At 61.7% G+C, this 25,792-nt stretch carries 20 protein-coding genes; 5 read left to right on the plus strand and 15 right to left on the minus strand.

Annotated features, from left to right (window positions below; genetic code table 11):
* Nucleotides 1–288: 288 nt before the first annotated feature.
* The 14 genes from AC07W7_RS14830 to dksA all read right to left on the minus strand — a co-directional run bounded on the left by AC07W7_RS14830 (nucleotide 289) and on the right by dksA (nucleotide 20,131).
* Nucleotides 289–3,222 (minus strand): DUF748 domain-containing protein, encoded by a 2,934-nt coding sequence (locus AC07W7_RS14830; RefSeq protein WP_495039588.1) that lies wholly within the window; start codon nucleotides 3,220–3,222, stop codon nucleotides 289–291.
* 107 nt (nucleotides 3,223–3,329) lie between these two features.
* Nucleotides 3,330–4,346, minus strand: a complete 1,017-nt coding sequence (locus tag AC07W7_RS14835) for a class I SAM-dependent rRNA methyltransferase (RefSeq protein ID WP_495039589.1) — start codon at nucleotides 4,344–4,346, stop codon at nucleotides 3,330–3,332.
* Between the two features lie 64 nt (nucleotides 4,347–4,410).
* Nucleotides 4,411–5,280: an oxygenase MpaB family protein gene (locus AC07W7_RS14840; RefSeq protein ID WP_076962750.1), complete on the minus strand. Its 870-nt coding sequence runs from the start codon at nucleotides 5,278–5,280 to the stop codon at nucleotides 4,411–4,413.
* A gap of 16 nt (nucleotides 5,281–5,296) precedes the next feature.
* On the minus strand, nucleotides 5,297–7,234 hold the full coding sequence (gene acs / locus AC07W7_RS14845; protein ID WP_495039590.1) for an acetate--CoA ligase: 1,938 nt from the start codon (nucleotides 7,232–7,234) through the stop codon (nucleotides 5,297–5,299).
* Between the two features lie 123 nt (nucleotides 7,235–7,357).
* Complete coding sequence (gene pgi / locus AC07W7_RS14850) at nucleotides 7,358–9,022, minus strand: glucose-6-phosphate isomerase (RefSeq protein WP_099170031.1); 1,665 nt, start codon at nucleotides 9,020–9,022, stop codon at nucleotides 7,358–7,360.
* A gap of 520 nt (nucleotides 9,023–9,542) precedes the next feature.
* Entirely contained in the window at nucleotides 9,543–10,397 is an 855-nt protein-coding gene (panC, locus tag AC07W7_RS14855) for a pantoate--beta-alanine ligase (RefSeq protein WP_495039591.1), read from the minus strand.
* The gene (panB, locus tag AC07W7_RS14860) at nucleotides 10,394–11,194 is read right to left on the minus strand and encodes a 3-methyl-2-oxobutanoate hydroxymethyltransferase (RefSeq protein WP_076965045.1); all 801 of its coding nucleotides are present in this window, start codon (nucleotides 11,192–11,194) and stop codon (nucleotides 10,394–10,396) included. The genes panC and panB overlap by 4 nt, the downstream gene beginning before the upstream one ends.
* Before the next feature lie 291 nt (nucleotides 11,195–11,485).
* On the minus strand, nucleotides 11,486–11,974 hold the full coding sequence (folK, locus tag AC07W7_RS14865; protein ID WP_099170033.1) for a 2-amino-4-hydroxy-6-hydroxymethyldihydropteridine diphosphokinase: 489 nt from the start codon (nucleotides 11,972–11,974) through the stop codon (nucleotides 11,486–11,488).
* Between the two features lie 4 nt (nucleotides 11,975–11,978).
* Nucleotides 11,979–13,376 (minus strand): polynucleotide adenylyltransferase PcnB, encoded by a 1,398-nt coding sequence (locus tag AC07W7_RS14870; protein WP_076965043.1) that lies wholly within the window; start codon nucleotides 13,374–13,376, stop codon nucleotides 11,979–11,981.
* Nucleotides 13,377–14,088: 712 nt separating this feature from the next.
* A complete protein-coding gene (locus tag AC07W7_RS14875; RefSeq protein WP_076965041.1) occupies nucleotides 14,089–15,516 on the minus strand; it encodes a sigma-54-dependent transcriptional regulator in 1,428 nt (475 codons plus the stop codon).
* Nucleotides 15,517–15,538: 22 nt separating this feature from the next.
* Complete coding sequence (locus AC07W7_RS14880) at nucleotides 15,539–18,493, minus strand: sensor histidine kinase (RefSeq protein ID WP_197881655.1); 2,955 nt, start codon at nucleotides 18,491–18,493, stop codon at nucleotides 15,539–15,541.
* Nucleotides 18,477–18,653, minus strand: coding sequence for a hypothetical protein (locus AC07W7_RS14885; RefSeq protein ID WP_003176118.1), 177 nt, complete (start codon nucleotides 18,651–18,653; stop codon nucleotides 18,477–18,479). The genes AC07W7_RS14880 and AC07W7_RS14885 overlap by 17 nt, the downstream gene beginning before the upstream one ends.
* A 62-nt stretch (nucleotides 18,654–18,715) precedes the next feature.
* Nucleotides 18,716–19,603, minus strand: a complete 888-nt coding sequence (gene gluQRS, locus AC07W7_RS14890; protein WP_495039592.1) for a tRNA glutamyl-Q(34) synthetase GluQRS — start codon at nucleotides 19,601–19,603, stop codon at nucleotides 18,716–18,718.
* An 84-nt stretch (nucleotides 19,604–19,687) separates the two neighbouring features.
* Nucleotides 19,688–20,131 carry an RNA polymerase-binding protein DksA gene (gene dksA / locus AC07W7_RS14895; protein ID WP_495039593.1) on the minus strand — a complete coding sequence of 148 codons (444 nt, stop codon included), beginning with the start codon at nucleotides 20,129–20,131 and terminating at the stop codon, nucleotides 19,688–19,690.
* Nucleotides 20,132–20,448: 317 nt separating this feature from the next.
* On the opposite strand from dksA, the gene AC07W7_RS14900 reads away from it, so the two are divergent.
* Both AC07W7_RS14900 and sfsA read left to right on the plus strand, forming a co-directional pair.
* Nucleotides 20,449–21,621, plus strand: coding sequence for a pyridoxal phosphate-dependent aminotransferase (locus tag AC07W7_RS14900; protein WP_495039594.1), 1,173 nt, complete (start codon nucleotides 20,449–20,451; stop codon nucleotides 21,619–21,621).
* Nucleotides 21,621–22,334: a DNA/RNA nuclease SfsA gene (gene sfsA / locus AC07W7_RS14905; RefSeq protein WP_076965036.1), complete on the plus strand. Its 714-nt coding sequence runs from the start codon at nucleotides 21,621–21,623 to the stop codon at nucleotides 22,332–22,334. Before AC07W7_RS14900 ends, sfsA begins: the two co-directional genes overlap by 1 nt.
* On the opposite strand, the gene AC07W7_RS14910 is transcribed toward sfsA, so the two are convergent.
* Nucleotides 22,331–22,648 carry a Rieske (2Fe-2S) protein gene (locus AC07W7_RS14910; RefSeq protein ID WP_076965035.1) on the minus strand — a complete coding sequence of 106 codons (318 nt, stop codon included), beginning with the start codon at nucleotides 22,646–22,648 and terminating at the stop codon, nucleotides 22,331–22,333. The two genes, sfsA and AC07W7_RS14910, sit on opposite strands and share 4 nt — an antisense overlap.
* 185 nt (nucleotides 22,649–22,833) lie before the next feature.
* Here AC07W7_RS14910 and AC07W7_RS14915 point away from each other — a divergent pair, with 185 nt between their 5' ends.
* Genes AC07W7_RS14915 through AC07W7_RS14925 form a run of 3 tightly spaced genes read left to right on the plus strand, consistent with a single transcriptional unit; the run spans nucleotide 22,834 to nucleotide 25,513 of the window.
* Nucleotides 22,834–23,712 (plus strand): heme/hemin ABC transporter substrate-binding protein, encoded by an 879-nt coding sequence (locus tag AC07W7_RS14915; RefSeq protein ID WP_495039595.1) that lies wholly within the window; start codon nucleotides 22,834–22,836, stop codon nucleotides 23,710–23,712.
* A complete protein-coding gene (locus tag AC07W7_RS14920; RefSeq protein ID WP_099170040.1) occupies nucleotides 23,709–24,746 on the plus strand; it encodes a FecCD family ABC transporter permease in 1,038 nt (345 codons plus the stop codon). The genes AC07W7_RS14915 and AC07W7_RS14920 overlap by 4 nt, the downstream gene beginning before the upstream one ends.
* Nucleotides 24,746–25,513, plus strand: coding sequence for a heme ABC transporter ATP-binding protein (locus AC07W7_RS14925; RefSeq protein ID WP_099170041.1), 768 nt, complete (start codon nucleotides 24,746–24,748; stop codon nucleotides 25,511–25,513). The genes AC07W7_RS14920 and AC07W7_RS14925 overlap by 1 nt, the downstream gene beginning before the upstream one ends.
* Nucleotides 25,514–25,792 lie beyond the last annotated feature (279 nt).

Below are 25,792 nucleotides of genomic sequence, written 5' to 3' on the forward strand. Positions count from 1 at the left end.
CGATGGCGATCACTCAGGCAATAAAAATTTAGAGCTTGCCGAACGTGCCAGCAGGTCTTGTGCTGCTCCCACTGGCCTCATCGCGGGCAAGCCCGGCTCCCACATTGATCGAGTTTATTCAGGATGAGCGCGGTCAACTGTGGGAGCTGGCTTGCCTGCGATGGCGATCACTCAGGCAATAAAAATTTAAAGCTTGCCGAACGTGCCAGCAGGTCTTGTGCTGCTTTCACTGGCCTTATCGCGGGTAAGCCCGGCGCCCACATTATTTGGGTTTCTGGTGCCTGGTAGTTACTCGGCATCCAGGTGCATTGGGGTAACAACCCGGCCATCTTTCTCTGCCTGGCCAAGGTTGGCATCGATGAAGTACACCCGGTCATCTTCCAACTGGCCCTTGTCGACCAGATAGTCCTTGATCGTACTGGCACGGTCCTGGCCGAGTTGGCGCAGCAGCACGTCGCTGCCGCTCCAGAACTTGATCACGCCCTCGCGCAGCTTCGCCGTGCGTTCATCGCTGCCCAGGTCCTTCCACTCAGCCGGTGGCTGTTGCTTCAAGCGGGTGCGATAGATGCCTTCGAGCAACGGGGCTTTTTCCTTTTCCGGGACTTCAAGCAACGACGCCTGGGCCGGGACTTTATCGCCACGGCGCTGGAGTATCTTGTAGTAGTTGTACTGATACTCACGCTCAAGCCGCTCGGCGGCCAGGAACGGACCGTCGCTGCTGGCTGCCGCGGTCCCTTCGATCTCCAGGCGCAGGGCAGGGCGCTCCTTGAGGGCCTTGGCGAGGCTGTTCAGGGCCGACTCGGCGTCCTTGCTCAGCGCGCTGGAGCCTGCGGCGAACGATACGTTGCCCAAATCTTCCGAGCCGCCACCGGTCACCAACCCGCCAATAAACTTGAAGGGCGCCGTCGCCGCGCGTACCACCAGGTTGCGCAGGGTCTGCCAGACAATCGGCATCACGCTGAATTGCGGGTTGTTCAAGTCACCGGTCACCGGCAGCTCGATGGAGATCTTGCCGTCGGTGTCCTTGAGCAGGGCAATCGCCAGGCGAATCGGCAGGTCCACCGCGTCCGCGCTGTCGACTTTCTCGCCCAGTTGCAGTTGCTCCACCACCACCTTGTTCTCGGCCTTCAACTGGCCTTTGGTGATGATGTAGTGCAGGTCCAGGTTGAGCCGGCCCTTGCGGATACGGAACCCGGCGAATTTGCCCGAGTACGGTGTCAGGGTCGTCAGCTCGACGCGTTTGAAGCTGGTAGCGATATCCAGCGCGGCCATCGGGTCAAACGGGTTCACGCTGCCCTTGATGGTCACGGGGGCGTAACGGTCGACCTTGCCCTTGATGTCGACGCTGGCCGGCTTGGCCTGGCGGCTGTCGATGGTGCCGATCTGGCCGTTGAGTTGCTGGATGGCCGTGGCGAAGTTGGGGGTGAGGCTGAAGTCGGCAAAGTTGGCCGAACCATCGTTGATTGCGACCTGGCCGATACGGATGCCCAGGGGCTTTTCGTTGCTCGCGCCGGATTTGGCGGCTGATTGGCTGCCTTTGTCGGCTGGTTGTGGGATCAGCAGGTCATCGACGTTGGTGGTGCGATCATCGTTGATCATAAAGCGGACATAGGGTTGCAGCAGGTTGATCTTGTCGATCGACAAGCTGTTGCCGTGCTGGTAGTTCAAGCCTTCCACCACCAGGCGCTGCCACTTGAGGAAGTCGCGGGTCTTGAGGGTGTCCAGGGTGTGCAATTGATCCACTTGCGCGCGGCCGGTGATTTGCAGCGCGAGGGGCTCGGTACTCTTGAGGTTCACATCCAGGTTGCTGCCCAGCATGCCGCTACGCAGTTCCAGGCGGATAAAGGGGCTGATGTAGGCCTGGGCAACCCGCAGGTCGATATCCTTGGTGTCGACCTTCAATTTGGCGCTGACCGGGTTCAGGTTGACCTGGCCGCTTGCCTGGATCTTGCCTTGCTTGCCCAGGCCACTGTCGATTTTCAGCGTGAAGGGGCTTTGGTTGAGGCTGTCGAAGTCTTGCACATCGACATTCAGCGGGCCCAATTCCAGCGCCACCGCAGGTTTTACCTGACGGTCGGCCAGGTGCACCTGGTAGTTGCGCAGTTGCACATCCTTGAGCAGCACTTGCCACGGCTTGCTTGGCGCGGTCGGCTCGGGTTTGGGCGAGTCGGCGGTGGCGGGAGTGCTTGCTGGCTCCGGCTGGGTGGCCGGCTTGCTCGGCTGGCTGGCGAACAGTTTCTGCCAGTCCAGTTGGCCGTCGGCTTCGCGGGCGGCCCAGGTTTCGAGCTTGTTGCTGCGGATCTTGCCCACGATCACTTGCTGCTTGGCCAGGTCGATCGAGGTTTCGCTGATATCCAGGCGCTCCAGGCGCGCCAGTGGCCGGCCATCCGGGGCCTTGATCGCGAAGGGCGCGATGCTCGCGGAGACGTTGGTCAGGTTCAGTTCGGTTTCTTTGGCCAGGTTGAGCTTGTAGTCGGTGCTGAAATTGAGCACGCCATTTTCCAGAACCAATGGCACGGCGTCGCGCACATAGGGCCACCAGACCTTCATCTTGCCATCCGTGACCTTGAGCTTGCCTTCGGAGGCGATCGGCACCAGGCTGAAATTGCCGGTCCAGTCGATCTGCCCACCCTCTGGGCCGGCAGCGACCAGGGTCATGTCGGCATTGTCTTCGGGCAGGGTGCTGAGGTTTTTCAGCTCGAAGTCGAGTTTGTCGTAGAGAAACTCAATGGGCTCGCTGGGGCGCAAGTCTTCAAAATGCACGTAGCCGCCTGCCAGCTTGATGCGCTCGATGCGCAGCGGGAAGGGTTTGCTTTCGGGGGCGTCGGGCGTCGGTTCGCTTGGCGGCAATTTGAACAGTTGCGCCAGGTTGAGCGTGCCGGCCTTATCGAACAGGATTTCGCTCTTCGGCTTGTCCAACTGCACATCGGCCAGGTGCAGGGCGCGTGTCCAGAGGCTGTCGATCTGCAGATTGGCGTAGAGGCGTTCAAAACCGACCTGTTCCTTGCCGGGGTCACCGATTTTCAGGCCCCAGAGGGTCAGCTCCAGGCTGAACGGGTTGAGCTCGATACGCTCGATACGGGCCGGCACGGTGGCGTAGTTGGCCAACTGTTGGTTGGCCACACGCAGCGCTATACCGGGCAGAATCAAAAAGCCCAGCAAGCTGTAGAGTGCAAGGGCGGTCAGCAAGGCGCCTACGGCGCGAATCAATCCTTTGGGCATGGGTGACGCCATCTATGTCGATCAGGAGTGCCTTGGAGTATGGCACGGGTTTGCGGTTCCGAAGAACCGCGCCTTTATTGCGATAACCCAGTTCTTTCAGGGCAATCCTACAGTTGTAGGATTAAAGTCTTCAGCGGGGGTTGCTGGTCTTGTGAGGGAAAGTCGGCGCCGGGTGTCATCACTTTCCAGTCGCGTACGGGCCGGCCAGCCTTTTCGGCGCAGCGCAAGACCTGCTCGCGCCAGTCATCCATGCTGACTTTTGCCAGGTTGTTGCAGCAGATCAGCACCCCATTGTCGGCGGTGGCCAGCAATGCCGGCTTGAGCAGGCTCTGGTAGTCACGCAGCAGGTCCACGGTGCCAAAGGCGCTCTTGGCCCAGGCCGGCGGGTCGAGTAGCACCAGGTCATATGGCCGTTGCTCCAGGCGCGGGTAGCTGGGCAGTTTTTGCCCGCGACGCTGGGTGATCGGCAGCCCGGCCAGTTGGCGGATGGCCGGGAAGTAATCGGACTGTACAAACGTCATGGGCGTGAGTTGCGGGTTCAATTCGCCGTTTTCGCGACCGACCGCCAGATTGCCCTCGGCGAAGTCCAGGTTGCACACCTCGCGGGCCCCGCCGGCGGCGGCGCTGAGGCCCACGCCGCAGGTGTAGGCAAACAGGTTCAGCACGCTTTTGCCGGCACTGTGCGCCTTGACCCAGCCGCGGGTGTTGCGCAGGTCCAGGAACAGCAGCGGGTCCTGCCCGGGGTGGCGGCCGCGCACGCGATAGTTCAGGCCCCACTCGTGGCCGACCAGGTCCTCCAGGGCGGCAGGTTCGGCGCGGTATACCGTGTCTTCCCGGTCGATACGCGAGTTGCCTCGGGAGCGGTCGTTATAGACCAGCAGCAATTCCAGGCCCAGGTACTGGTTGATCATCAGGTGCAATTGCAGCAGCGCCTGGCTGTCCAGGGACTGGTGAAAGCTCTGCACCATCAATTGCGGGCCGTAACGGTCGATGGTCAAGCCACCGGCGCCTTCCTGGCTGCCATGGAACAGCCGGTAACAGTCGGTGCCTTGGGCATGCAGCTCGGCGAGCAGGTCTTGGCGATGGTCGAGGGCGGCGCGCAGCGCCTGATTCAGGGACGACATGGAGCGCGCCTTGCTGGGGAATTGAAGCGCGCAAGTTTAACAGCTCCTACAAGGGGTTGCGTCGTTACAGCAAGCCCATCCGCCGGTGGGCCCGTTGCACCGAGCCATTGCGCATCGCCCAGCGCAACAGGGGCGCACTGCGCTTGACCCCGGCGCGCACCAGTTGGCGTTGCAGCGGGCTTTGCTGTTGCTCCAGCATGTCGCTGGCCCAGTCCGGCAGCAGGTCGATGCCGGCCTGCATCATCAGTGCGCCGAACGGCTTGGCCAGCACGCTGGGCGCCGGGGCATTGAGCAACAGGCGCAACACTTCACGGCTGCGTTCGTCACACAGCAGTTGCGGGCGAATACGTTGCAGATAATCAGAAATTTCCTGCCGTGAACGCGGCACATGCCGAGCCCCCAGTTGTTCGGCGACCAGGGCAATCTCGCTGTAGTAGCGGTCCTGGTCCCTGGGCGATAAGTCCGGGTTTTTGTAGCGCAGGTGCGCCGCGAGAAAGCTGCTGACTTCCGCGACATGGACCCAGGTCAGCAATTGCGGATCACTGGCCGCATAGGGGCGCCCATCCGGTGCGTGCCCGACCACTTGTAGGTGGATGGTGCGCACTTTTTCGATCAGCCACTCGGCATCGCGACGCGAGCCAAAGGTGGTGCCGGAAATAAACTGCGAAGTACGCCGCAGGCGCCCGAGCATGTCCTGGCGAAAGTTGGAATGGTCCCACACCCCGGCCAGCGCCAAGGGATGCAGGGCTTGCAGCATCAAGGCGCTGATGCCGCCGATCAGCATGCTGCTGAAGTCACCATGGACCTTCCAGCTGACAGAGGCCGGCCCGAACAGGCCTGGGTCGCCCTTGGGGTTTTCCAGGTCCAGGTTGCCCAGGGACAGACCTGTCAGGCTCATCAACTGGGCTTCGATACGGTTGCGCAGAAATTCCATGGCGGCTTGGGGGTTCCTATCGGTTCAGGCGCTTGTCGATCAGGCCGTCGACCACGCTGGGATCGGCCAGGGTCGAGGTATCGCCCAGGCTGTCCAGCTCATTGCAGGCGATCTTGCGCAGGATACGCCGCATGATCTTGCCTGAACGGGTTTTGGGCAAGGCCGGCGCCCATTGGATCAGCTCGGGCCTGGCGAAACTACCGATTTCCTGGCTGACCAGTTTCAGCAGGTGTTTTTTCAGCGCGTCGTCGGGCTCGACGCCTTTTATCGGCGTGACAAAGGCATAGATGCCCTGGCCCTTGATGTCATGGGGATAGCCGACGACGGCGGCCTCCGCCACCTGGTCATGCAGCACCAGCGCGCTTTCCACCTCGGCGGTGCCGATGCGATGGCCGGAGACGTTGATCACATCATCGATGCGCCCGGTGATCCAGTAGTCGCCATCCTCGTCACGCCGTGCGCCGTCGCCGGTGAAGTAGTAGCCGGGGTAGGGCTTGAAGTAGGTGTCGACCATCCGCTGCGGGTCGCCATACACGCTGCGGATCTGCCCCGGCCAGCTGGCTTTGATCGCCAGGACACCACTGCCGGCGCCGCTGATTTCCTGGCCCTGTTCGTCGAGCAAGACCGGCTGCACCCCAAACATCGGCTGCGTGGCGCAGCCGGGCTTGATGCGCCGGGCGCTGACCAGCGGGCTGAGCATGATGCCGCCGGTCTCGGTCTGCCACCAGGTATCGACAATCGGGCAGCGTTGCTCGCCGACGGCATTGAAATACCACTCCCAGGCGTGCGGGTTGATCGGCTCGCCGACACTGCCGAGCACTCTCAGGCTGGCCCTGGAGGTGCTTTTCAGGGGGCCTGGCCCCTCGCGCATCAAGGCCCGTAGGGCGGTGGGCGCGGTGTAGAAAATATTCACCTGATGCTTGTCGATCACCTGCCAGAAACGCGAACTGTCCGGGTAGCTCGGCACCCCCTCGAACATCAGGGAGGTGGCGCCATTGGCCAGTGGCCCGTACACGATATAGCTATGGCCAGTGACCCAGCCGACATCGGCGGTGCACCAGAACACTTCGCCCTCGCGATAATCGAGCACGTATTTGAAGGTCATCGCCGCCTGCAGCAGATAGCCGCCGGTGGTGTGCAGCACGCCCTTGGGCTTGCCGGTACTGCCGGAGGTATAAAGGATAAACAACGGGTCTTCGGCGCCCATCGGCTCGGGTGGGCACTCGCCGCTGACCGCGTCCACAGCCTGTTGATACTTGAGGTCGCGCCCCTCGGTCCAGGCCACGGCGGCGCCTGTGCGCTCCACCACCAGCACCGTCGTGACATTCGGGCAACTGGCCAGGGCCTTGTCGACATTCTGTTTCAGTGCCACGGGCTTGCCGCCGCGCACGCCTTCGTCGGCGGTGATCACGGTGCGGCAGTCGGCATCCAGAATGCGGTCGCGCAGGGCATCGGGTGAAAACCCGCCAAACACCACCGAGTGCACCGCGCCAATCCGCGTGCAGGCCAGCATCGCGTAGGCGGCTTGTGGAATCATTGGCATGTAGATACACACCCGATCGCCTTTCTTCACGCCACGGCTTTTCAGCACATTGGCCAGGCGGCTGACGTTTTGATGAAGTTGGCGGTAGGTGATTCTGGAGGATTTTGCAGGATCGTCGCCTTCCCAGATAAAGGCCGGCTGATCGGCACGTTGTGCCAGGTGACGGTCAATGCAGTTGTAGCTGACGTTCAACTGGCCGCCGGCAAACCACTGCGCGGCACCGCTGTTGATATCGCAGTGCTGGACGGTCTGCCAGGGTGTGCTCCAATCGAGCAGCGCCTTGGCCTGTTCGGCCCAGAAAGTATCGGGGTGTTCGATGGATTGACGATAGAGGCGCTGGTAGTCCTCTTGACTGAGTTGCGCGGCTTGGCGCACTGCATTGGCATGGGGAAACTGGCTGATATCGAACATTAGGGATCCCTCTTCTTGTTTTATAGATACAAGAACTCAAGGCGGGTCCTGTGGAAGCTGGCAAGCCAGTTTCCACAGGGGGCGCTTGTGCAGGTTCAATCCCTGATTGTAGTGTCGATCACATCAACCGCGGTGACGACCACGGAAGTAGTTGATCAAGCCCTGGGTGGAGGCATCGTCGGCCGAAGTTTCCTCGGCGCCCGTCAGGCGGTTGTAGACGCCCTTGCCCAGTTCCTTGCCCAGCTCCACGCCCCATTGGTCAAAGGCGTTGATGCCCCAGATGACGCTCTGCACGAACACCTTGTGCTCATACATCGCCACCAGCGCGCCCAGGCGGCGCGGGCTGATCCGTTCGACCACCAGGGTGTTGCTCGGGCGGTTGCCCGGGATCACCTTGTGCGGGGCCAGTTTCTGCACTTGGTCTTCGGCCATGCCTTTGTCACGCAGTTCGGCTTCGGCTTCGCTGCGAGTCTTGCCGAGCATCAACGCCTGGCTCTGGGACAGGCAGTTGGCATACAGCCACTGGTGATGGTCGGAAACCGGGTTGAAGCTGACGATCGGCACAATGAAGTCGGCCGGGATCAACTGGGTGCCCTGGTGCAGCAACTGGTGATAAGCGTGCTGACCGTTGCAACCCACGCCACCCCAGATCACCGGGCCTGTGTCGGTGGCAACCGGCGTGCCGTCCTGGCGCACGCTCTTACCGTTGGATTCCATATCCAACTGCTGCAGATGTTTGGTGATGTTACGCAGGTAGTGGTCATACGGCAGGATCGCATGGCTCTGCGCACCCCAGAAGTTGCCGTACCACACACCCAGCAGGCCCAGCAGCACGGGCATGTTCTGCTCGAACGGGGCGTTCTGGAAGTGCTGGTCCATGGTGTAGGCGCCAGACAGCAGTTCCTTGAAGTTGGACATGCCAATGGCCAGGGCGATCGGCAAGCCGATGGCCGACCACAGCGAGTAACGGCCACCGACCCAGTCCCACATCGGGAAGATGTTCTCTTCGCGGATACCGAAGGCCACGGCCGCCGCGTTGTTGCTCGACACGGCGATGAAGTGGCGATACAGCTCGGCTTCCGAGCCACCCTGGGCCAGGTACCAGGCGCGGGCGGCCTGGGCGTTTTTCAGGGTTTCGAGGGTGTTGAAGGATTTCGACGAGACAATAAACAGCGTGGTCTCGGCGCGCAGCTTCTGGGTCAGCTCGTGGAACTCACTGCCATCGATATTCGCCAGGTAGTGGCAGCGCACGCCTTTATGGGCGTAGGACAACAGCGCTTCGGAGACCAGCTCCGGGCCGAGGAACGAACCACCGATGCCGATATTGACCACGTCCGTGATCGGCTTCTCGGTGTAGCCGCGCCACAGGCCGTCATGGATACGGCCCACCAGGTCGGTGATCTGGTTCAGCACCTTGTGCACGTCGGGCATGATATTGGTGCCATTGACCGACAATTTGTCGCCCACCGGACGGCGCAGCGCAGTGTGCAGCGCCGGACGGCCTTCCGAAGAGTTGACCGGTTCGCCGTCGAACAGCGCCTTGATGGCGCCTTTGAGGTCGACTTCGTTGGCCAGGTCCACCAGCAGGTCGCGGGTTTCAGACGTAATCAGGTTTTTCGAGTAATCGAGGAACAGTCCGCAGCTGCTCAAGGTGAACTGGGTAAAGCGCTGGGGATCGGCATTGAACGCGTCGCGCATGCTGAAATCCTGCATGGCTTGGCGATGTTGATTGAGCGCTTGCCAGGCGGGCAGAGCGGTAACGTCATGAGGGGTGCGGTAATACGCCATCGCTGCGGGTTTCCTTTTTATTACTGGGACTACTTTTGGGACACTTGAATGTCCGGAACGTCCGACTTTTATCAAGCAGGCACTGAGAAACGGCGGGTTCCGGTCGAATGTGTCAACGCCAACACTAGCGTCGGGCGTTTACATTAAACCTAGCGTGTCGATATGTCTTGGCTTTGTCTGCGCACAGGCCGGTACTTTTTTATACCGGGGCCTGGGAGGCGCTACAAACCGAATGTGGGAGCGGGCTTGCCCTAATGCCAGTCAGTTAAGCGGATTCTGCTTTCTGTAGGAGCGAGCTTGCTCGCGAAGGACGTCAACGATAACGCGTGTTTGCTAGGTAAACGCGGCGCTCTCAAGTTCTTCGCGAGCAAGCTCGCTCCTACAAAAAGGCTTAACTGACTGGCATTAGGGCTTGCCCGCGATGGTGGTGGGTCAGCGACAAATACATCGACTGACAGTCCGCCATCGCGGCGATGCGGCGACCCGACAAGCCCGCTCCCACATGAGGATATTGCCAGGCTTAAACGCTGAGGTTGAGGTGCAGGTTGTCGATCAACCGGGTCGCGCCCAGGTACGCGGCGACCAGGATCACCACATCACGATCCTCGGCGGTTGCCGGGCGCAGATGCTGGCCCTGGCAAACTTCCAGGTAGTCCAGGCGCAGGCCGGCAGCCTCGATGTGCTGGACCTGCTCGGCGCGCAGCTTGGCATAGTCGCGCTCGCCATTCTCAATGGCGGCGGCGATATGACTAAGGCTGCGGTACAGCACCGGCGCAATGGCGCGTTGTTCTTGCGTCAGGTAACCGTTGCGCGAGGACAGCGCCAGGCCGTCCTCGGCGCGCACGGTGGGCTCGCCAATGATCTGGATCGGCATGTTCAGGTCGCGCACCATGGCGCGAATCACCGCCAGTTGCTGGTAGTCCTTTTGCCCGAACACTGCCAGGTCAGGCTGGACCATGTTGAACAACTTGCTCACCACCGTCGCCACGCCCTCGAAGTGACCCGGACGGCTGGCGCCGCACAGGCCTTCGGACAGTTGTGGCACGCTGACCCGGGTCTGCACCGTCATGCCGCCTGGGTACATCTCGTCAACCGTGGGCGCGAACAGCAGGTTGCAGCCCGCCACCAGCAGCTTTTCCTGGTCGGCGGCCAGGGTGCGCGGGTACTTGTCCAGGTCTTCGCCGGCGCCAAACTGCAAGGGGTTGACGAAAATACTCGCCACCACGAAGTCGGCTTGTTCGGCGGCCCGTGTCACTAGTGTGGCGTGGCCGGCATGCAGGTTACCCATGGTCGGCACGAAGCCGATGCGCTTGCCGGCGCTGCGCGCGTGAGTGACGGCGGCCCGCAGTTCGCGCAGGGTTTTGACGGTGTTCATGCAGAGAATCCGTGTTCGAGGCCCGGGAAGGTAACGGCTTTGACTTCGGCCACATAGGCGCTCAGCGCGGCCTGGATGCTGTCCTGGCCGGCCATGAAGTTTTTCACGAACTTGGGCGCGCGACCGGTGAGGGTCAAGCCGAGCATGTCGTGCAGCACCAGGACCTGGCCGTCAGTCGCGCTGCCCGCGCCAATACCGATCACCGGGATTTTCACGGCCTGGGTGATTTCTTCCGCCAGTTCGCTTGGCACGCATTCGAGCACGATCATTGCGGCGCCGGCCTGCTCCAGGGCGATGGCATCGGCCCGCATCTGTCGCGCCTGGGCTTCATTGCGGCCCTGGACCTTGTAGCCGCCGAGGATATTCACCGACTGTGGCGTCAGGCCCATGTGCGCGCACACTGGTACGCCGCGTTCGGCCAGCAGGCGGATCGACTCGGCGAGCCACACGGCCCCTTCGATCTTGATCATGTGCGCACCGGCCTGCATCAGCTTGCCGGCATTCTGGAAGGTCTGTTCGAGGGTGGCGTAGCCCATGAACGGCAGGTCGGCAATGATGAAGGCGCCATTGTTACCGCGCTTGACGCTGGCGGTGTGGTAGGCGAGTTCATCAGTGGTGACGGGGAGGGTGCTGTCATTCCCTTGAAGAACCATGCCCAGGGAGTCGCCTACCAGTAACACCTCGACGCCGGCCTGGCAGCAAGCCTGGGCGAACGTGGCGTCATAGCAGGTCAGCATGGCGATTTTTTCACCCTTGAGTTTGAGGCTCTGCAAGGTGGTCAGGGTAATGTCTGGCATGAAAAGGGTCCTCGTTCAGGCGCTTGGAAACAGCGAGTAACGCGCGTGAGTCTTCGTTTATACAGGCGCACTTTCTTCAGAGCAGTGCTTATAAGGCCTGGATTGCGCCCTTCAGCGCCGGGTTGGCGGCAGCGGGACGCCTATAGTCGTGAGGAGGACTCTGGAAGTCAATTGGATGTGTTACCGCATTGTTACGAGGGAGGTGTTACCGCTGTTACTGATGCGATTCAGCAGGCTGGAACGCTTTTTGGCTGGCGCTGAAGATCAATGTAGGAGCAGGCAAGCCAGCTCCTACAGGGATTGAGGGAGGCGTTCGAGGCCGACGAACGGGCATCCGGCGAGCAGATCACTGAGCAGGCGGCCGTCAGGCAGTTGCAAAGTGGCAGGCGCCAGTTCAGCCAGCGGATACAGCACAAACGCTCGTAGATGCATTTGATAGTGCGGCACCTTGAGGCGCGGCTCATCGATCAGGCGTTTACCCAGCAGCAGGATGTCCAGGTCCAGGGTGCGTGGGCCCCAGCGTTCAAGGCGCTCGCGGCCCTGATCGTTCTCGATGGCTTGTAGCGCGTCGAGCAGTTCCAGCGGGGCGAGGGCGCTATCCAGCGCCGCCACGGCATTGGTATAGCGCGGCTGGCCGGGGAGCAGGGAATCGCTTTGATAGAAGGCAGAAACACCGACGAGTGTGGTGTTCGGCAACTGCGCCAACGCCTCGATGGCGTTGCGCAATTGCTGCTGCGGGGCAGCAAGGTTGCTGCCCATGCCGATGTAGATACGTTCCACCGGTTTATTCGCCCGAGGTATCGGCGGCACTGCGCTTGCGTTTGCTGCCACTGCTGCGGCGGCGCTTTTTCGGCCCGTCGCCCGTGGTTTCGCCTTTGCTGCTCAGTTCACGAATCATCTCGCGGCGTTCGCTGTCATTGGCATCCTGGTAGTCGGTCCACCATTCGCCCAGGCCATCGGTCTGCTCGCCGGCGCTTTCACGCAGCAGCAGGAAGTCATAGCCGGCACGAAAGCGCGGGTTGTCCAGCAGCAGGTCGGCACGTTTGCCGCTGCGCCGTGGCAGGCGCTCCTGCATGTCCCAGATCTCGCGGATCGGCATGGTGAAGCGCTTGGGGATCGCAATGCGCTGGCACTGTTCGGCGATCAGTTCGTGAGCGGCTTCCTGCATCGCCGGAATCGGCGGCATGCCACGGTTCTGCAGGCGCAGAACCCGGGCGGGCAGCGCCGGCCAGAGCAGGGCGGCAAACAGGAACGCCGGGGTGACCGGTTTGTTCTGTTTGATCCGCAGGTCAGTATTGATCAGCGCTTCACTGATCAGCGTGTGGGTGTACGTCGGGTTGTGTTCCAGTGCATCGGCGCTGGCCGGGAACAGTGGATCGAACAGCTGCAGGTCCACCAGCATTTCAAAGGTGTCGGCGGCATGCCCGGAAAGGAACAGCTTGAGCACTTCCTCGAACAGGCGCGCCGAGGGGATTTCCCGCAGCATCGGCGCCAGCTTGCGAATCGGCGCGGCGGTGTGTTTCTCGATGCCGAAGTTCAGCTTGGCGGCAAACCGCACGGCCCGCAGCATGCGCACCGGGTCTTCCTGGTAACGCTGCGTGGGGTCGCCGATCAGACGGATCAGGTGATTGCGAATATCGTGCACGCCGTTGGCGTAATCGAGGATGCGCTCGCTGACCGGATCGTAATAGAGGGCATTGATGGTGAAGTCGCGACGTTGCGCGTCTTCTTCCAGGGTGCCGTACACATTGTCCCGCAGGATGCGTCCGCTTTCGTTGCGGGAAGACTGGTTGCTGTCTTCCTCTTCATCGTTTTGCGGGTGGCCCGCGCGAAAGGTCGCGACCTCGATGATCTCGCGACCAAAGTGGATATGCACCAACTTGAAGCGCCGCCCGATGATCCGCGCATTGCGGAACTCAGCGCGTACCTGTTCGGGTGTGGCGCTGGTAGCGACGTCGAAATCCTTGGGCGTGATGTTGAGCAACATGTCGCGCACGCAGCCACCGACCAGGTAGGCCTGGTAGCCAGCGTTCTGCAGGCGTTCGACGATGTTCACCGCATAACGGCTGAACTGAGCGCGCTGCAGCGAATGTTGATTGCTGTTGAGCACTTCAGGCGTGCTGCGGATGTGTTGCGTACGACGCAAGGGGGAACGGAATGACTGGAACAACTTCTTCAGCATGGGATGCACTGTTTGAAGGAATGTTCGGCCATAACGAAGAATGACCGCATGATGGGCCGGGATTCTAGCATTTAGTCAGGGGATGGTGTAGGAACTAGCTGCAAGCGTCGAGCCAGAGACTGAAATAAGGCAGGTTGGATGCTCAAATCGCAGAAACTACAAGGGGAGCCGAAGCTCCCCCAGAAGTAGTTGCGTGCTCTATTTTTATTATTGATGTCGGGCTTCTTGTTTTTATTGATCGCCCTTGCCATGAGATTTCACCTTCATGACACTCCCAATCGGGAGTCAAGAGCAAACGGATTGCTTTGGTCGCTGTGTTGCTATGATCAAGGATCCAACCAGTTCAGGCTCTGCCTTAGGGCAGTTTTTGTTGTTCTCGGCCTGGTTGCGGGGCAAGCCCCAAATGCAACGCCTCTCCAAAAGAATCAGTTAGCTGCGCCTCCGCCGTGTTGTTTTTATTGTGCGTGAGTCGATTCGTCTTATTTTTATTGTAGGTGTTCGGTGCTTTTTATTGTTTTTGTACTAAGCATATAGCAGGGTGCGTGCCAACTTTTGCGAGCGCCAGCAAAATCAGGGGGTTGGCCGGTTTTTGGGTAGTCGGCGGGCGAAAAAAAGCCGGGGCTTCGTTACCGTAAGCCCCGGCTTTTTGTTACGTGAATATCTGAGGTAACAGTTTTTTCACGTTTGCGGTGTTACCCGGTGCGAGCTGGTCTCAGCTTTCGCTGGCAACCCCGGTCTTGCGCCGTGGAATGCCCAGGCGCTGGCGCCGCTCCCACAGGCACTTGCGGCTGACGCCCAGTTTGCGCGCCAGTTCGGTCTCGGTCATATGGTCCTGGTGCTCCAGGACGAAGTGCTGGAAGTAGTCCTCCAGTGACAGGTCTTCCGTGGGCTCATGGCTGGTGTTGCTGCCGCCCTGTTGTGGTGCAAGGCCAATGAAATCGTCATCGTCCAGGTCACTCAGTTCGATATCGATGCCCAGCAGCTCGGCGGAGATCTGCGGGCTCTCCGACAGAATAACGGCCCGCTCCACGGCGTTTTCCAGCTCGCGCACGTTACCTGGCCACGAATAATGGCGGATGGCTTGTTCGGCGTCGGCGGCAAACGTCAGGTCGGTACGGTTGACCCGCGCGCTCTGGCGCAACAGGAACGCGTTGGCAATCTCGTTGACGTCGGCACCGCGTTCACGCAGGGCCGGCAGCTTGAGGGCGATCACGTGCAGGCGGTAATACAGGTCTTCGCGGAACTGGCCGATTTTTGCCAGGCTTTTCAGGTCTCGGTGGGTCGCTGCAATCAGGCGCACGTCGACTTTTTGCGACTGTACCGACCCGACCCGGCGAATCTCGCCCTCCTGCAGCACCCGCAACAGGCGCGCCTGGGCTTCCAGGGGCAGTTCACCGATCTCGTCGAGGAACAGCGTGCCGCCGTCCGCCGCTTCCACCAGGCCTGCGCGCCCGGCGCTGGCGCCGGTAAAGGCCCCTTTCTCGTGGCCGAACAGTTCGGACTCGATCAAGGATTCGGGGATCGCCGCACAGTTCACCGAGATCATCGGTGCCTTGGCGCGCTTGGACAGGTTGTGCAGGGCGCGGGCTACCAGCTCCTTGCCGGTGCCGGACTCGCCCTGGATCAGGACATTGGAGTCAGTGGGCGCCACCTTGCGGATCTTGCCGTACAGGTCCTGCATGGGCGGGCAGGAGCCGATGATGCCAATCTCGCCATTGCTGTTGTCGACCCCGGGCTTGTCGCTGGCGGCCTTGCCGGCTGGCCGTTCCGCCGGGGCACTGCTGGCCGATTGATGGTCACGCAGGATACGCGCCACTGCCTGGAGCATCTCATCGTGGTCGAAAGGCTTGGCGATGTAGTCCACCGCACCCATCTTCATCGAGTCGACGGCCGAGCGCAGGCTGGCATAGCTGGTCATGATCAGCACCGGCGTGCCCTGGCCCAGCTTGATCAGTTCGGTGCCCGGTGCGCCAGGCAGGCGCAGGTCACTGACGATCAGGTCGAATGTGGGAATGCTGAAACGCTCCTGGGCTTCCTGCACCGAGCCGGCTTCGCTGACCTGGTACTGATTACGTTCAAGCAGGCGACGCAAGGCAGAGCGGATAATGGTTTCGTCTTCGACGATCAAAATGTGCGGCATTGATTCAATTCTCTCGACGGTCTCAGTTCACAGCGGACGTCGCTTCGACATAACGCGGCAAGGTCACCCGAATACGGGTGCCGCGTTGGCTTTCGGTGTCAGCCGGGCTGTCGATGGTGATTTGTCCATAATGCTCTTCAACGATGGAATAGACCAGTGCAAGGCCCAGACCGGTACCTTCACCGGGGTCCTTGGTGGTGAAGAAGGGTTCAAACAATCGGTCCATGATGTTCTGTGGAATACCGCTGCCCTCGTCTTCGACGATCAGGTCGACCGTATGCTCGAACGCTTCGCTCTTGACCCTGACGGCACCGCCGGCGGGTGTGGCGTCGCGGGCATTGGACAACAGGTTGATCAGCACCTGGGCCAGGCGTTGTGAATCGCCGACCACCCAGTGTTCCGGGTCGCACAAGTTATAGAACTGTACTTCAAAGTTGCGCCGGTTCAACGCCAGCAGCCCAATGGCATCCTGGGCGACTTCAGCCAGGCACACCGCTTCATCGTGATTCTGGTGGCCGCCGGCGTGGGCGAAGCTCATCAGCGATTGCACGATGCGCGAGACACGCTTGGTCTGCTCGAGGATCTGCCCGCTGATTTCGGTGATTTCGCCGTCTTCTTCGCGCTCTTCGCGCAGGTTTTGCGCCAGGCACGCGATACCGGTGATCGGGTTGCCAATCTCATGGGCCACGCCGGCCGCCAGGCGCCCAATGCTGGCCAGGCGCTCGGAGTGCACCAGCTTGTCTTCGAGCATCTGGGTTTCGGTCAGGTCTTCGACCAACAGCACCAGGCCGCTGTTGCCCGGGGCCAGGGGCTCATCGATTGCCGCTTTGTGCAGGTTGAGCCAGCGGGTCTGGCCATCAAGGGCCAAGTGCTGTTTGTGCAAGTGTTCATCCGGCAGGTTGATAAAACCCTGCAACAATTCTTTCCACGGATCGCCGATGGTGGCCAGGCGTGAGCCGACCACGCGCTGGGCGGCGATGCCGGTCAGCTCCTCCATGGCCTTGTTCCACATCAGGATTTCCTGGTCCTTGGCCAGGGAGCAGACGCCCATGGGCAGTTCCTGCAAGGTCTGGCGGTGGTAGCGGCGCAGGGCGTCGAGCTCGGCGGCAAGGCCGGTGAGGCGCGAGTGGTAGTCCTCCAGCCGGCTCTCGATAAAGTGGATATCTTCGGTTACATAGTTTTCGCCGCCGGCTTTGTAGGGCAGGAAGGTCTCCACCATGTCCTGGGACACGCTGGGGCCCATCAACCCGGACAGGTTGGCCTCGATGCGGTCGCGCAGGCGGCGCAGGGCATAGGGGCGGCGCTCGTCGAAGGGCAGGTACAGATCGCGCAGCGCCTGCTCCACTTCCTTCTGCGCGGCCTTGGCGCCCAGGGGCTTGGCCAGTTGCGTGGCAAATTCCTGGGGCGAGGCGGCATGCAGTTCACGGCGTTGCGGGCGGCGCACGTTATCCACCGCGCAGGCTTCGGCGGCGCTGGTTTCTTCGGGGCTGGCGTTGGTGAACAGGGAAATCAGGGTGAACATCAGCACGTTGGCCGCCAGCGAGGCGATGGCTGCCATGTGCCAGCTGGTGTCATCCAGCACGTAGATCATGTTCAGCAGCGGGATGTAGAACCCCTGCAGGTTGCCGACCAGCGGCAGCAGCATGGTCACCAGCCATACCAGGATCCCCGCCAGCAGCCCGGCAATAAACCCGCGTCGATTGGCGGTTGGCCAGTACAGCACCGAGAGAACGCCCGGCAAGAACTGCAAGGTGGCGACGAACGCGACAATGCCGAGGTTGGCCAGGTCCTGCTCGGCCGCCATCAGCAGGTAGAAGCCATAGCCGGCCATGATGATTGCCACGATCAGCGCGCGGCGTGTCCATTTCAGCCAGCGGTAGATATTGCCTTCGGCGGGCGGCTGGTACAGCGGCAGCACCAGGTGGTTAAGGGCCATGCCCGACAGCGCCAGGGTGGTGACGATAATCAAGCCACTGGCCGCCGATAACCCACCGACATAGGCCAGCAGCGCCAGGGATTTACTGTTGGCGGCGATGCCGATGCCGAGGGTGAAGTATTCCGGGTTGGTGGTGGCCCCCAGTTTCAGGCCGGCCCAGAGGATCAGCGGCACTGCCAGGCTCATCAGCAACAGGAACAGCGGCAGCCCCCAACTGGCGCTGACCAGCGAGCGTGGGTTGAGGTTCTCGGTGAAGGTCATGTGGTACATGTGCGGCATGACAATGGCCGAGGCAAAGAACACCAGCAGCAGCGTGCGCCACGGGCCTTCTTGCAGCGGGGTGTGCAGGGCGGCGAGGGCGGTCTGGTTCTGCAGCAGCCACAGTTCCAGTTGTTGCGGGCCGTCGAACACGCCGTACAGTGCATACAGGCCCACGCCACCGATGGCGATCAGCTTGATCACCGACTCGAAGGCAATCGCAAACACCAGGCCTTCGTGTTTTTCCCGGGTGGCGATATGCCGCGAGCCGAAAAAAATCGTGAACAAAGTGATCAGCGCACAAAAGCTCAGGGCCACCCGATGTTGCACCGGTTCATGGGTGAGAATACCGATGGAGTCGGCCACGGCCTGGATTTGCAGGGCCAGCAGCGGCAGCACGCCGATCAGCATGAAAATCGTGGTCAGCGCGCCGGCCCAGGTGCTGCGAAAGCGGAAGGCAAACAGGTCGGCCAGCGAAGACAATTGGTAGGTGCGGGTGATCTTCAGGATCGGGTACAGCAACACCGGCGCCAGCAGAAAGGCCCCGGACACCCCGAGGTAACTGGATAGAAACCCATAGCCGTATTGGTAGGCCAGGCCCACCGTGCCATAGAACGCCCAGGCGCTGGCATACACGCCCAGGGACAAGGTGTAGGTCAGCGGGTGGCGAATGATCGCCCGCGGGATCATCCCACGCTCGCTGATCCAGGCCACCCCGAACAGCGCGGCCAGGTAGGCGGCGCTGATCAGCAGCATCTGGGTCAGGCTAAAGCTCATCGGCATCTTTTTGGCTCTGCAGGATGAAGGTCACGACGATCAGGATCAGCCACAGCAGATAGGGGCGATACCAGGCGCCTGTGGCGTCGATCCACCAGTCCATGATGGCGGGAGAAAACAGGTAGATCCCGACGACCAGCAGCAGGACCAATCGATAGATGTACATGTTGGCCTCTGATTGAAAAACTGCGGCGATGTTAACGGATGGCTGGCAGGCTGCAAGCGCCTTCAGCGCAATTGCGCTTCGGCCAGGGTCAGTGTGCGCGGGATCCGGCTGGCATCCCAGTGCTGGATGCCCCAATCCAGCAGTTCCCGTGGGCTGGCGTAGAGCAGTTCATCCCCCGGCATCTGGCCGAGGGTGCGCAGGGCCCTTAATAGCAAAGGTATGGCCTGGTCCGGTGTCAACGGTGGGGAACGGTAGGATTTGCCCAGTTTGTTGCCGTCCGGCTGGATGATCAGCGGCACATGCAGATAGCGCGGCTGGCGCAGGCCCAGCAGCTCTTGCAGGTACAGCTGGCGTGGCGTGGAGTCCAGCAGGTCGGCACCGCGCACGATATCGGTGACACCTTGCCAGGCATCGTCGAGCACCACGGCCAGTTGGTAGGCATACAGGCCGTCGCGACGACGGATGATGAAATCGCCTACATCTCGGCCCAGATGTTGTCGGAATTGGCCTTGTGCGCGGTCGGTGAAATGGTATTCCAGCTCAGGGACCCGCAGGCGAATGGCGGCATCCAGCTGAGCGTGGCCGGCATTGCGGCACAGGCCAGGGTAAATGCCGTTATACGCTTCCAGTTGCTTGCGCGAGCAGGTGCAGGCGTAGGCCAGGCCATGGTTGAACAGGTCGTTCAGCACTTTGGCGTAGGCATCATGCCGCTCGCTTTGTCGGACCAGTTCGCCGTCCCATTCAAAACCATAGCTTTCCAGGGCGTGCAGGATCGCTGCCTGGGCGCCGGGCTCTTCACGGGGTGGGTCGAGGTCTTCCATGCGCATCAGCCAGCGGCCGTGATTGGCGCGGGCATCGAGATAGGAGGCGAGGGCTGCAACCAGAGAGCCGAAGTGCAAATGGCCGCTGGGCGTGGGGGCGAAACGCCCGATATAGGGAGAGGCTGTCATGGCCAGGATATTACTGGAAAACCGCCAAACCCCAGAAACAAAAATGGGGCGTTTGCACGCCCCATTCGTTCAGCCCGGCAGGGATTACTTGCCGACCTGTTTTTCCTTGATTTCTGCAAGGTTCTTGCAGTCCACGCACATGTCTGCGGTAGGACGGGCTTCCAGGCGACGAATACCGATCTCGATCCCACAGGATTCGCACCAGCCGTATTCTTCGTCCTTGATCAGTTGCAGCGTCTTGTCGATCTTCTTGATCAACTTGCGCTCACGATCACGGGCTCGCAGTTCGAGGGCGAATTCCTCTTCCTGGCTGGCACGGTCGGCCGGGTCAGGAAAGTTGGCGGCTTCGTCCTTCATATGGTCAACGGTACGGTCGACCTCCTGCATCAAGTCCTGTTTCCACTTGTTCAGGATCTTGGTGAAGTGCTCGCGCATGGACTCGCCCATGTACTCTTCGCCCTTCTTTTCTACGTAAGGTTCGAAGCCGCCGAGACCTTGAGTCTGCTGTTGCTTTGCTTGGGTGGACATGAATAGACCGCCTCTCACTCTTCTAATCCATTGCGCAGGATTGCAACATCACCGACACCTGCCGGCCCTGCGGCTGCAAGCGGGCGAACTTACCAGATAGCTTCGGGGTGCGCCACTCCCGGTTGTCGAGGCAGTGTCCTGTTCGTCTGCAAAGCACCACAGGGCGCCGCGCAGCGGGTGCGTACTGTCTCGATTATGGATTTTAGCCGTTCTGCACAGGGTTGCTGGACGTCTGACGCAGGTCTTGGGGGAATACAGCAGGTTTTGTGGCGCCGGTTGGGTAGAATCGAGGTTTGTTCAACCGTTAAGGAAGGCTAATGGCCCAGCCCTATAGCGCTCGCAGTCGCGCGATCGAACCTTTTCATGTCATGGCGTTGCTGGCACGGGCCAATGAGTTACAGGCTGTCGGCCATGACGTGATCCACCTGGAAATCGGCGAACCGGACTTCACCACCGCCGAGCCGATCATCCAGGCCGGCCAGGCCGCGCTGGCCAACGGCAAGACCCGCTACACCGCCGCCCGTGGGCTGCCGGAACTGCGTGAGGCCATCAGTGGTTTCTACCAGCAGCGCTATGGCTTGAGTATCGACCCCGAGCGCATCCTGATCACCCCGGGCGGTTCCGGGGCCTTGCTCCTGGCCAGCAGCCTGCTGGTGGACCCCGGCAAGCATTGGTTGCTGGCGGACCCTGGCTACCCCTGTAACCGGCATTTTCTGCGGCTGGTAGAAGGGGCGGCGCAACTGGTTCCGGTTGGCCCCGAGGTGCGCTACCAACTGACCGCCGACCTGGTGGCGCGTTATTGGGACCAGGACAGCGTGGGGGCCTTGGTTGCCTCGCCGGCCAACCCGACCGGGACTATCCTGACCCGTGATGAACTGGCCGGTCTGTCCAGTGCGATCAAGGCCCGCAATGGCCATCTGGTGGTGGATGAGATCTATCACGGCCTGACCTACGGCACTGACGCGGCCAGCGTGCTGGAAGTGGATGACGAGGCGTTCGTCCTCAACAGTTTTTCAAAGTATTTCGGCATGACCGGCTGGCGTCTCGGCTGGCTGGTGGCGCCGCCCGCGGCGGTGGGTGAGTTGGAGAAACTGGCACAAAACCTGTACATCAGTGCGCCGAGCATGGCCCAACACGCGGCATTGGCCTGCTTTACCCCGCAAACCCTGGCGATTCTCGAGGAGCGCCGCGCCGAATTCGGGCGCCGGCGTGACTTTCTGCTGCCGGCCTTGCGCGAGCTGGGGTTCGGGATTGCGGTCGAGCCTGAGGGGGCGTTTTATCTGTATGCCGATATCAGCGCCTTGGGTGGCGATGCCTTCGCGTTTTGCCGGCATTTTCTTGAAACCGAGCATGTGGCCTTTACGCCTGGGTTGGATTTCGGTCGCTTCCAGGCGGGTCATCATGTGCGCTTTGCCTACACGCAGAACCTCGATCGCCTACAGGAAGCGGTGGAGCGAATTGCCCGTGGCTTGCGGAGCTGGCAAGGCTGATGCGCTTTCATCCTCCCCTCGAAGAAGGTCGGCTGATTCGCCGCTACAAGCGTTTTCTGGCCGACATCGAAACCGCTGCCGGCGAATTGCTCACCATTCACTGCCCCAACACCGGCTCGATGTTCAACTGCATGGTCGAGGGCGGGCCGGTCTGGTTCAGCCGCTCCAACGACCCCAAGCGCAAGCTGCCGGGCACCTGGGAGATCGCGCAAACCCCCCAGGGCCGGCTGGCGTGCGTCAACACTGCGCGGGCCAACCCGTTGGTTGAAGAGGCGCTGAATGCGGGGGTGATCACTGAGCTCAACGGCTTTACCGCGTTAAAGCGTGAAGTGCCCTACGGCCAGGAGAAAAGCCGGATCGACTTTCGCCTGGACTACCCCGACGGCGCGGCCTATGTCGAAGTCAAAAGTGTCACCCTGGGCTTTGACGGCACGCCTATCGCGGCGTTTCCCGATGCAGTGACCCAGCGTGGTGCCAAGCATTTACGGGAGTTGGCGCACTTGGCCCGTAACGGTGTACGAGCCGTGCAGTTGTACTGTGTGAATGTGTCCGGCATCGATGGCGTAAGGCCGGCCGAGGAGATCGATCCCGGGTATGCCGCTGCACTGCGTGAAGCCAAGGCCGCTGGGGTGCAGGTCCTGGCCTATGGCGTGAATGTCAGTGCACAGGAAATCTGCATTGATCGCCCTTTGCCTGTGCTGCTCAACGACTAGAGTTGCACCCACAGCCCCTGTGCGTCTTCGCGGCCGGGCAGGGGTGTCAGGCTCTGGCCCGCGCAGGGGCCGGCCACGCATTCGCCGCTTTCGATCAGAAACAACGCGCCGTGGGTGGCGCATTGGATCATGCTCGCGCTGGGGTCGAGAAACCGGTCAGGTTGCCATTCCAGCGGGACGCCGCGATGGGGGCAGCGGTTGATATAGAAATACACCCGGCCTTCGCGGCGCACGGCAAGTAACTTGCGGCCATCGATATCGAAGCCGCGGCTGCTGTCTTGGGCAAGCTCGTGGGAGGGGCAAAGAAACTTCATGAATACTCTCAGCAGGTACAGATCAAGGGCCGCAGGACAATCCAGGGGTTGCGGGCGAGCCTGGTGCTTGACGTTCAAATGCAAACAATTATCAAATGCCGGCTTCGCCCGTCAGCCGACTGCGTGCTCAGTACGATGCCAGACGGTCACATGACTGGCTCCACCCCTAGGAAGGAAACCCTTTTATGCGCCTGAGTACCAGCGCTATTGCGCTTGTTGTCGGACTGCTGGTCAACCCCGTGGCGCAAGCCGCTGAGCTGCCGCAACGCTGGGTCAGCGCCGGGGGGGCGCTGTCGGAGTGGGTGACGGCCCTGGGCGGGGAGTCGAAGCTGGTAGGCGTCGACACCACCAGCCAGCACCCGCAATCGCTCAAGGCGCTGCCCAGTATCGGTTACCAGCGCCAGCTGTCCGCCGAAGGGATCCTGAGCCTGCGCCCGCAGATCCTGGTAGGCACCGAGGAAATGGGGCCACCGCCGGTGCTGGCGCAGATCCGCAGTGCGGGGGTGCAGGTGGAGCTGTTCTCCGCGCAGCCGGACCTGCCGACCCTGCAAGGCAACCTGCAACACCTGGGCAAGCTGTTGGGGGCTGAAGACAAGGCTGCGGCCCTGTTCGGTACGTATCAACAGCAACTCGACCGGCAAAAAGCGGCCGTGACCCAGGCGCAAACCCGGCAAAAGGCCCCGGGCGTGCTGCTGGTGCTCGGGCATGCCGGTGGCAAGCCACTGGTCGCCGGCAAGGACACGGCCGCCGATTGGGTGTTGCAACACGCCGGCGGGCACAACTTGGCGACGCACAGTGGCTACAAGCCATTTTCCGTGGAATCCCTGGCGGGGCTGAGTCCTGACGTGCTGGTGTTCTCCGACCGCGCCCTGAGCGGCGAGGCCGCCCGCGCGGCCTTGTTCAAGCAAAACCCGATTCTGGCGAACACCTCGGCGGCCAAGACCGGCCGGGTGTTTGAGTTGGACCCCACCTTGTTGGTCGGTGGCCTGGGCCCTCGTTTGCCAGCCAGCCTGCAAGCCTTGTCCGCCGGGTTCTACCCCGCTAAAACCCAAGCCGCCCCATGACCACTCTGGTTAAACCTCGCGCGCTGTTTATCGGCTTGAGTTTGTTGTGTGCCGTGGCGATCTGGCTGTCCCTGGCCCTGGGGCCGGTCAGCTTGCCGTTGCTCGACACATTACGTGCCGCGTTACGCTTACTGGGCGTGCCCATCGAGGCCCAAGGCCTGGAGCAGGCTGAACTGATTCTGGGGCAGATCCGTTTGCCGCGCACTTTGCTGGGGCTGGCGGTCGGCGGGGTGCTGGCGCTGTCGGGGGTCGCCATGCAGGGGTTGTTTCGCAACCCGTTGGCCGACCCGGGGCTGGTCGGCGTATCCAGTGGCGCGGCGCTGGGGGCGGCGGTGGCCATCGTCGGCGGCGCGGCCTTCGGTGGCCTGCCGGACGCCGTGGGGCCGTATCTGCTGTCGCTGTGTGCATTCCTCGGTGGCCTGGGCGTGACCGCGCTGGTCTATCGCCTGGGACGGCGCGACGGCCAGACCCATGTCGCGACCATGTTGTTGGCCGGCATCGCCCTGACCGCCCTGGCGGCCTCGGCGGTGGGCCTGTTCACCTACCTGGCGGATGACGCCACCTTACGCACCCTGACGTTCTGGAACCTTGGCAGCCTCAATGGCGCCAGCTACTCGCGGTTGTGGCCGTTGCTGCTGGTCAGTGTCGGTGTGGCGTTGTGGCTGCCGCGCCGGGCCAAGGCGCTCAATGCCTTGCTGCTGGGGGAGTCGGAAGCCAGTCACCTGGGGATCAATGTCGAGGGGCTCAAGCGCGAGCTGGTGTTTTGCACTGCCCTCGGGGTTGGCGCAGCGGTCGCCGCCGCAGGGCTGATCGGCTTTGTCGGGCTGGTAGTGCCGCACCTGGTGCGGCTGCTGGCGGGGCCGGATCATCGCGTGCTCCTGCCGGCGTCGGTGCTGGCGGGGGCGAGCCTGTTGTTATTCGCCGATTTGGCGGCCCGCCTGGCCCTGGCGCCGGCGGAGTTGCCCATTGGCATTGTTACTGCCTTTATCGGCGCGCCGTTTTTTCTTTACCTGCTGTTACGAGGGCGCGCCTGATGCTGCGAGTGGAAAACCTGCAGATCCGTCGCGGTCGCAAAACCGTATTGGCCGATGTGACCCTGGACTTGAAACCCGGTGAAGTACTGGGTGTGCTCGGCCCCAATGGCGCCGGCAAAAGCACGTTGCTGGGCGCGTTGTGCGCGCAATTGCCCGCGGATGAAGGGCAGGTCTGGCTGGACGACCGCGAACTCAAGGAGTGGCCGGGCGCGCAACGGGCCCAGCGTCTGGCGGTGCTGCCCCAGGTGTCGACCCTGGATTTCGCTTTTCGTGTCGAGGAAGTGGTGGGCATGGGGCGCTTGCCCCATCAGACCGGCCGGGTGCGCGACGATGAAATCATCCACGCCGCCCTACAGGCCGCCGATGTGGGCCATTTGAGCGGGCGCAGCTACCTGGCGTTGTCCGGCGGTGAACGCCAGCGCGTGCACCTGGCGCGGGTGCTGGCGCAACTCTGGCCGGGCGAGGCGGGGCAGACCTTATTGCTCGACGAGCCGACCTCGATGCTCGACCCGTTGCACCAGCACACCACCTTGCAGGCCATCCGCAGCTTTGCCGACCGTGGCGCGGCGGTGCTGGTGATCCTCCATGACCTGAACCTGGCGGCGCGTTACTGTGACCGCATCCTGCTGCTGGAGGACGGGCGGCCCCATGCCCTGGATACACCGGCGCAGGTGTTGCGTCCCGAGCTGCTCAAGGCGGTGTTTGGCCTGGATGTGCTGGTACAGCCCCATCCTGAGCGGGGCCATCCCTTGATCATCGCCCGCTAAAAACCTGTAGGAACCGGCGAGGGCGGTGGGTCAGTTGGCCCATGGGTTACGGATAGATCGATATCGCAGGCACGCCAGCACCCACAAGGAATGTATTCATATGTCCGGGTCATAAAACCCAGGCAAAAAAAGACCCGGCAAGAGCCGGGTCAAATAACCGTGATTAGCCTGATGAGGAGATAAGCTGAGAGTCCGAACCAATGGTCTTTCAGTTATCGGCTGATCTCGCGACCAGTTGTGATAATCATAACGATTCTCATTTGAGAGTCAACATTTGTT

It is taken from the genome of Pseudomonas sp. GW821-FHT01D09, assembly GCF_059422465.1.

Coding starts and splice junctions, on each gene's coding strand:
- AC07W7_RS14830 (WP_495039588.1), bottom strand. CDS start 3,222: ATGCCCAAAGGATTGATTCGCGCCGTAGGCGCCTTGCTGACCGCCCTT.
- AC07W7_RS14835 (WP_495039589.1), bottom strand. CDS start 4,346: ATGTCGTCCCTGAATCAGGCGCTGCGCGCCGCCCTCGACCATCGCCAA.
- AC07W7_RS14840 (WP_076962750.1), bottom strand. CDS start 5,280: ATGGAATTTCTGCGCAACCGTATCGAAGCCCAGTTGATGAGCCTGACA.
- acs (WP_495039590.1), bottom strand. CDS start 7,234: ATGTTCGATATCAGCCAGTTTCCCCATGCCAATGCAGTGCGCCAAGCC.
- pgi (WP_099170031.1), bottom strand. CDS start 9,022: ATGGCGTATTACCGCACCCCTCATGACGTTACCGCTCTGCCCGCCTGG.
- panC (WP_495039591.1), bottom strand. CDS start 10,397: ATGAACACCGTCAAAACCCTGCGCGAACTGCGGGCCGCCGTCACTCAC.
- panB (WP_076965045.1), bottom strand. CDS start 11,194: ATGCCAGACATTACCCTGACCACCTTGCAGAGCCTCAAACTCAAGGGT.
- AC07W7_RS14870 (WP_076965043.1), bottom strand. CDS start 13,376: ATGCTGAAGAAGTTGTTCCAGTCATTCCGTTCCCCCTTGCGTCGTACG.
- AC07W7_RS14875 (WP_076965041.1), bottom strand. CDS start 15,516: ATGCCGCACATTTTGATCGTCGAAGACGAAACCATTATCCGCTCTGCC.
- AC07W7_RS14880 (WP_197881655.1), bottom strand. CDS start 18,493: ATGCCGATGAGCTTTAGCCTGACCCAGATGCTGCTGATCAGCGCCGCC.
- AC07W7_RS14885 (WP_003176118.1), bottom strand. CDS start 18,653: ATGTACATCTATCGATTGGTCCTGCTGCTGGTCGTCGGGATCTACCTG.
- gluQRS (WP_495039592.1), bottom strand. CDS start 19,603: ATGACAGCCTCTCCCTATATCGGGCGTTTCGCCCCCACGCCCAGCGGC.
- dksA (WP_495039593.1), bottom strand. CDS start 20,131: ATGTCCACCCAAGCAAAGCAACAGCAGACTCAAGGTCTCGGCGGCTTC.
- AC07W7_RS14900 (WP_495039594.1), top strand. CDS start 20,449: ATGGCCCAGCCCTATAGCGCTCGCAGTCGCGCGATCGAACCTTTTCAT.
- sfsA (WP_076965036.1), top strand. CDS start 21,621: ATGCGCTTTCATCCTCCCCTCGAAGAAGGTCGGCTGATTCGCCGCTAC.
- AC07W7_RS14910 (WP_076965035.1), bottom strand. CDS start 22,648: ATGAAGTTTCTTTGCCCCTCCCACGAGCTTGCCCAAGACAGCAGCCGC.
- AC07W7_RS14915 (WP_495039595.1), top strand. CDS start 22,834: ATGCGCCTGAGTACCAGCGCTATTGCGCTTGTTGTCGGACTGCTGGTC.
- AC07W7_RS14920 (WP_099170040.1), top strand. CDS start 23,709: ATGACCACTCTGGTTAAACCTCGCGCGCTGTTTATCGGCTTGAGTTTG.
- AC07W7_RS14925 (WP_099170041.1), top strand. CDS start 24,746: ATGCTGCGAGTGGAAAACCTGCAGATCCGTCGCGGTCGCAAAACCGTA.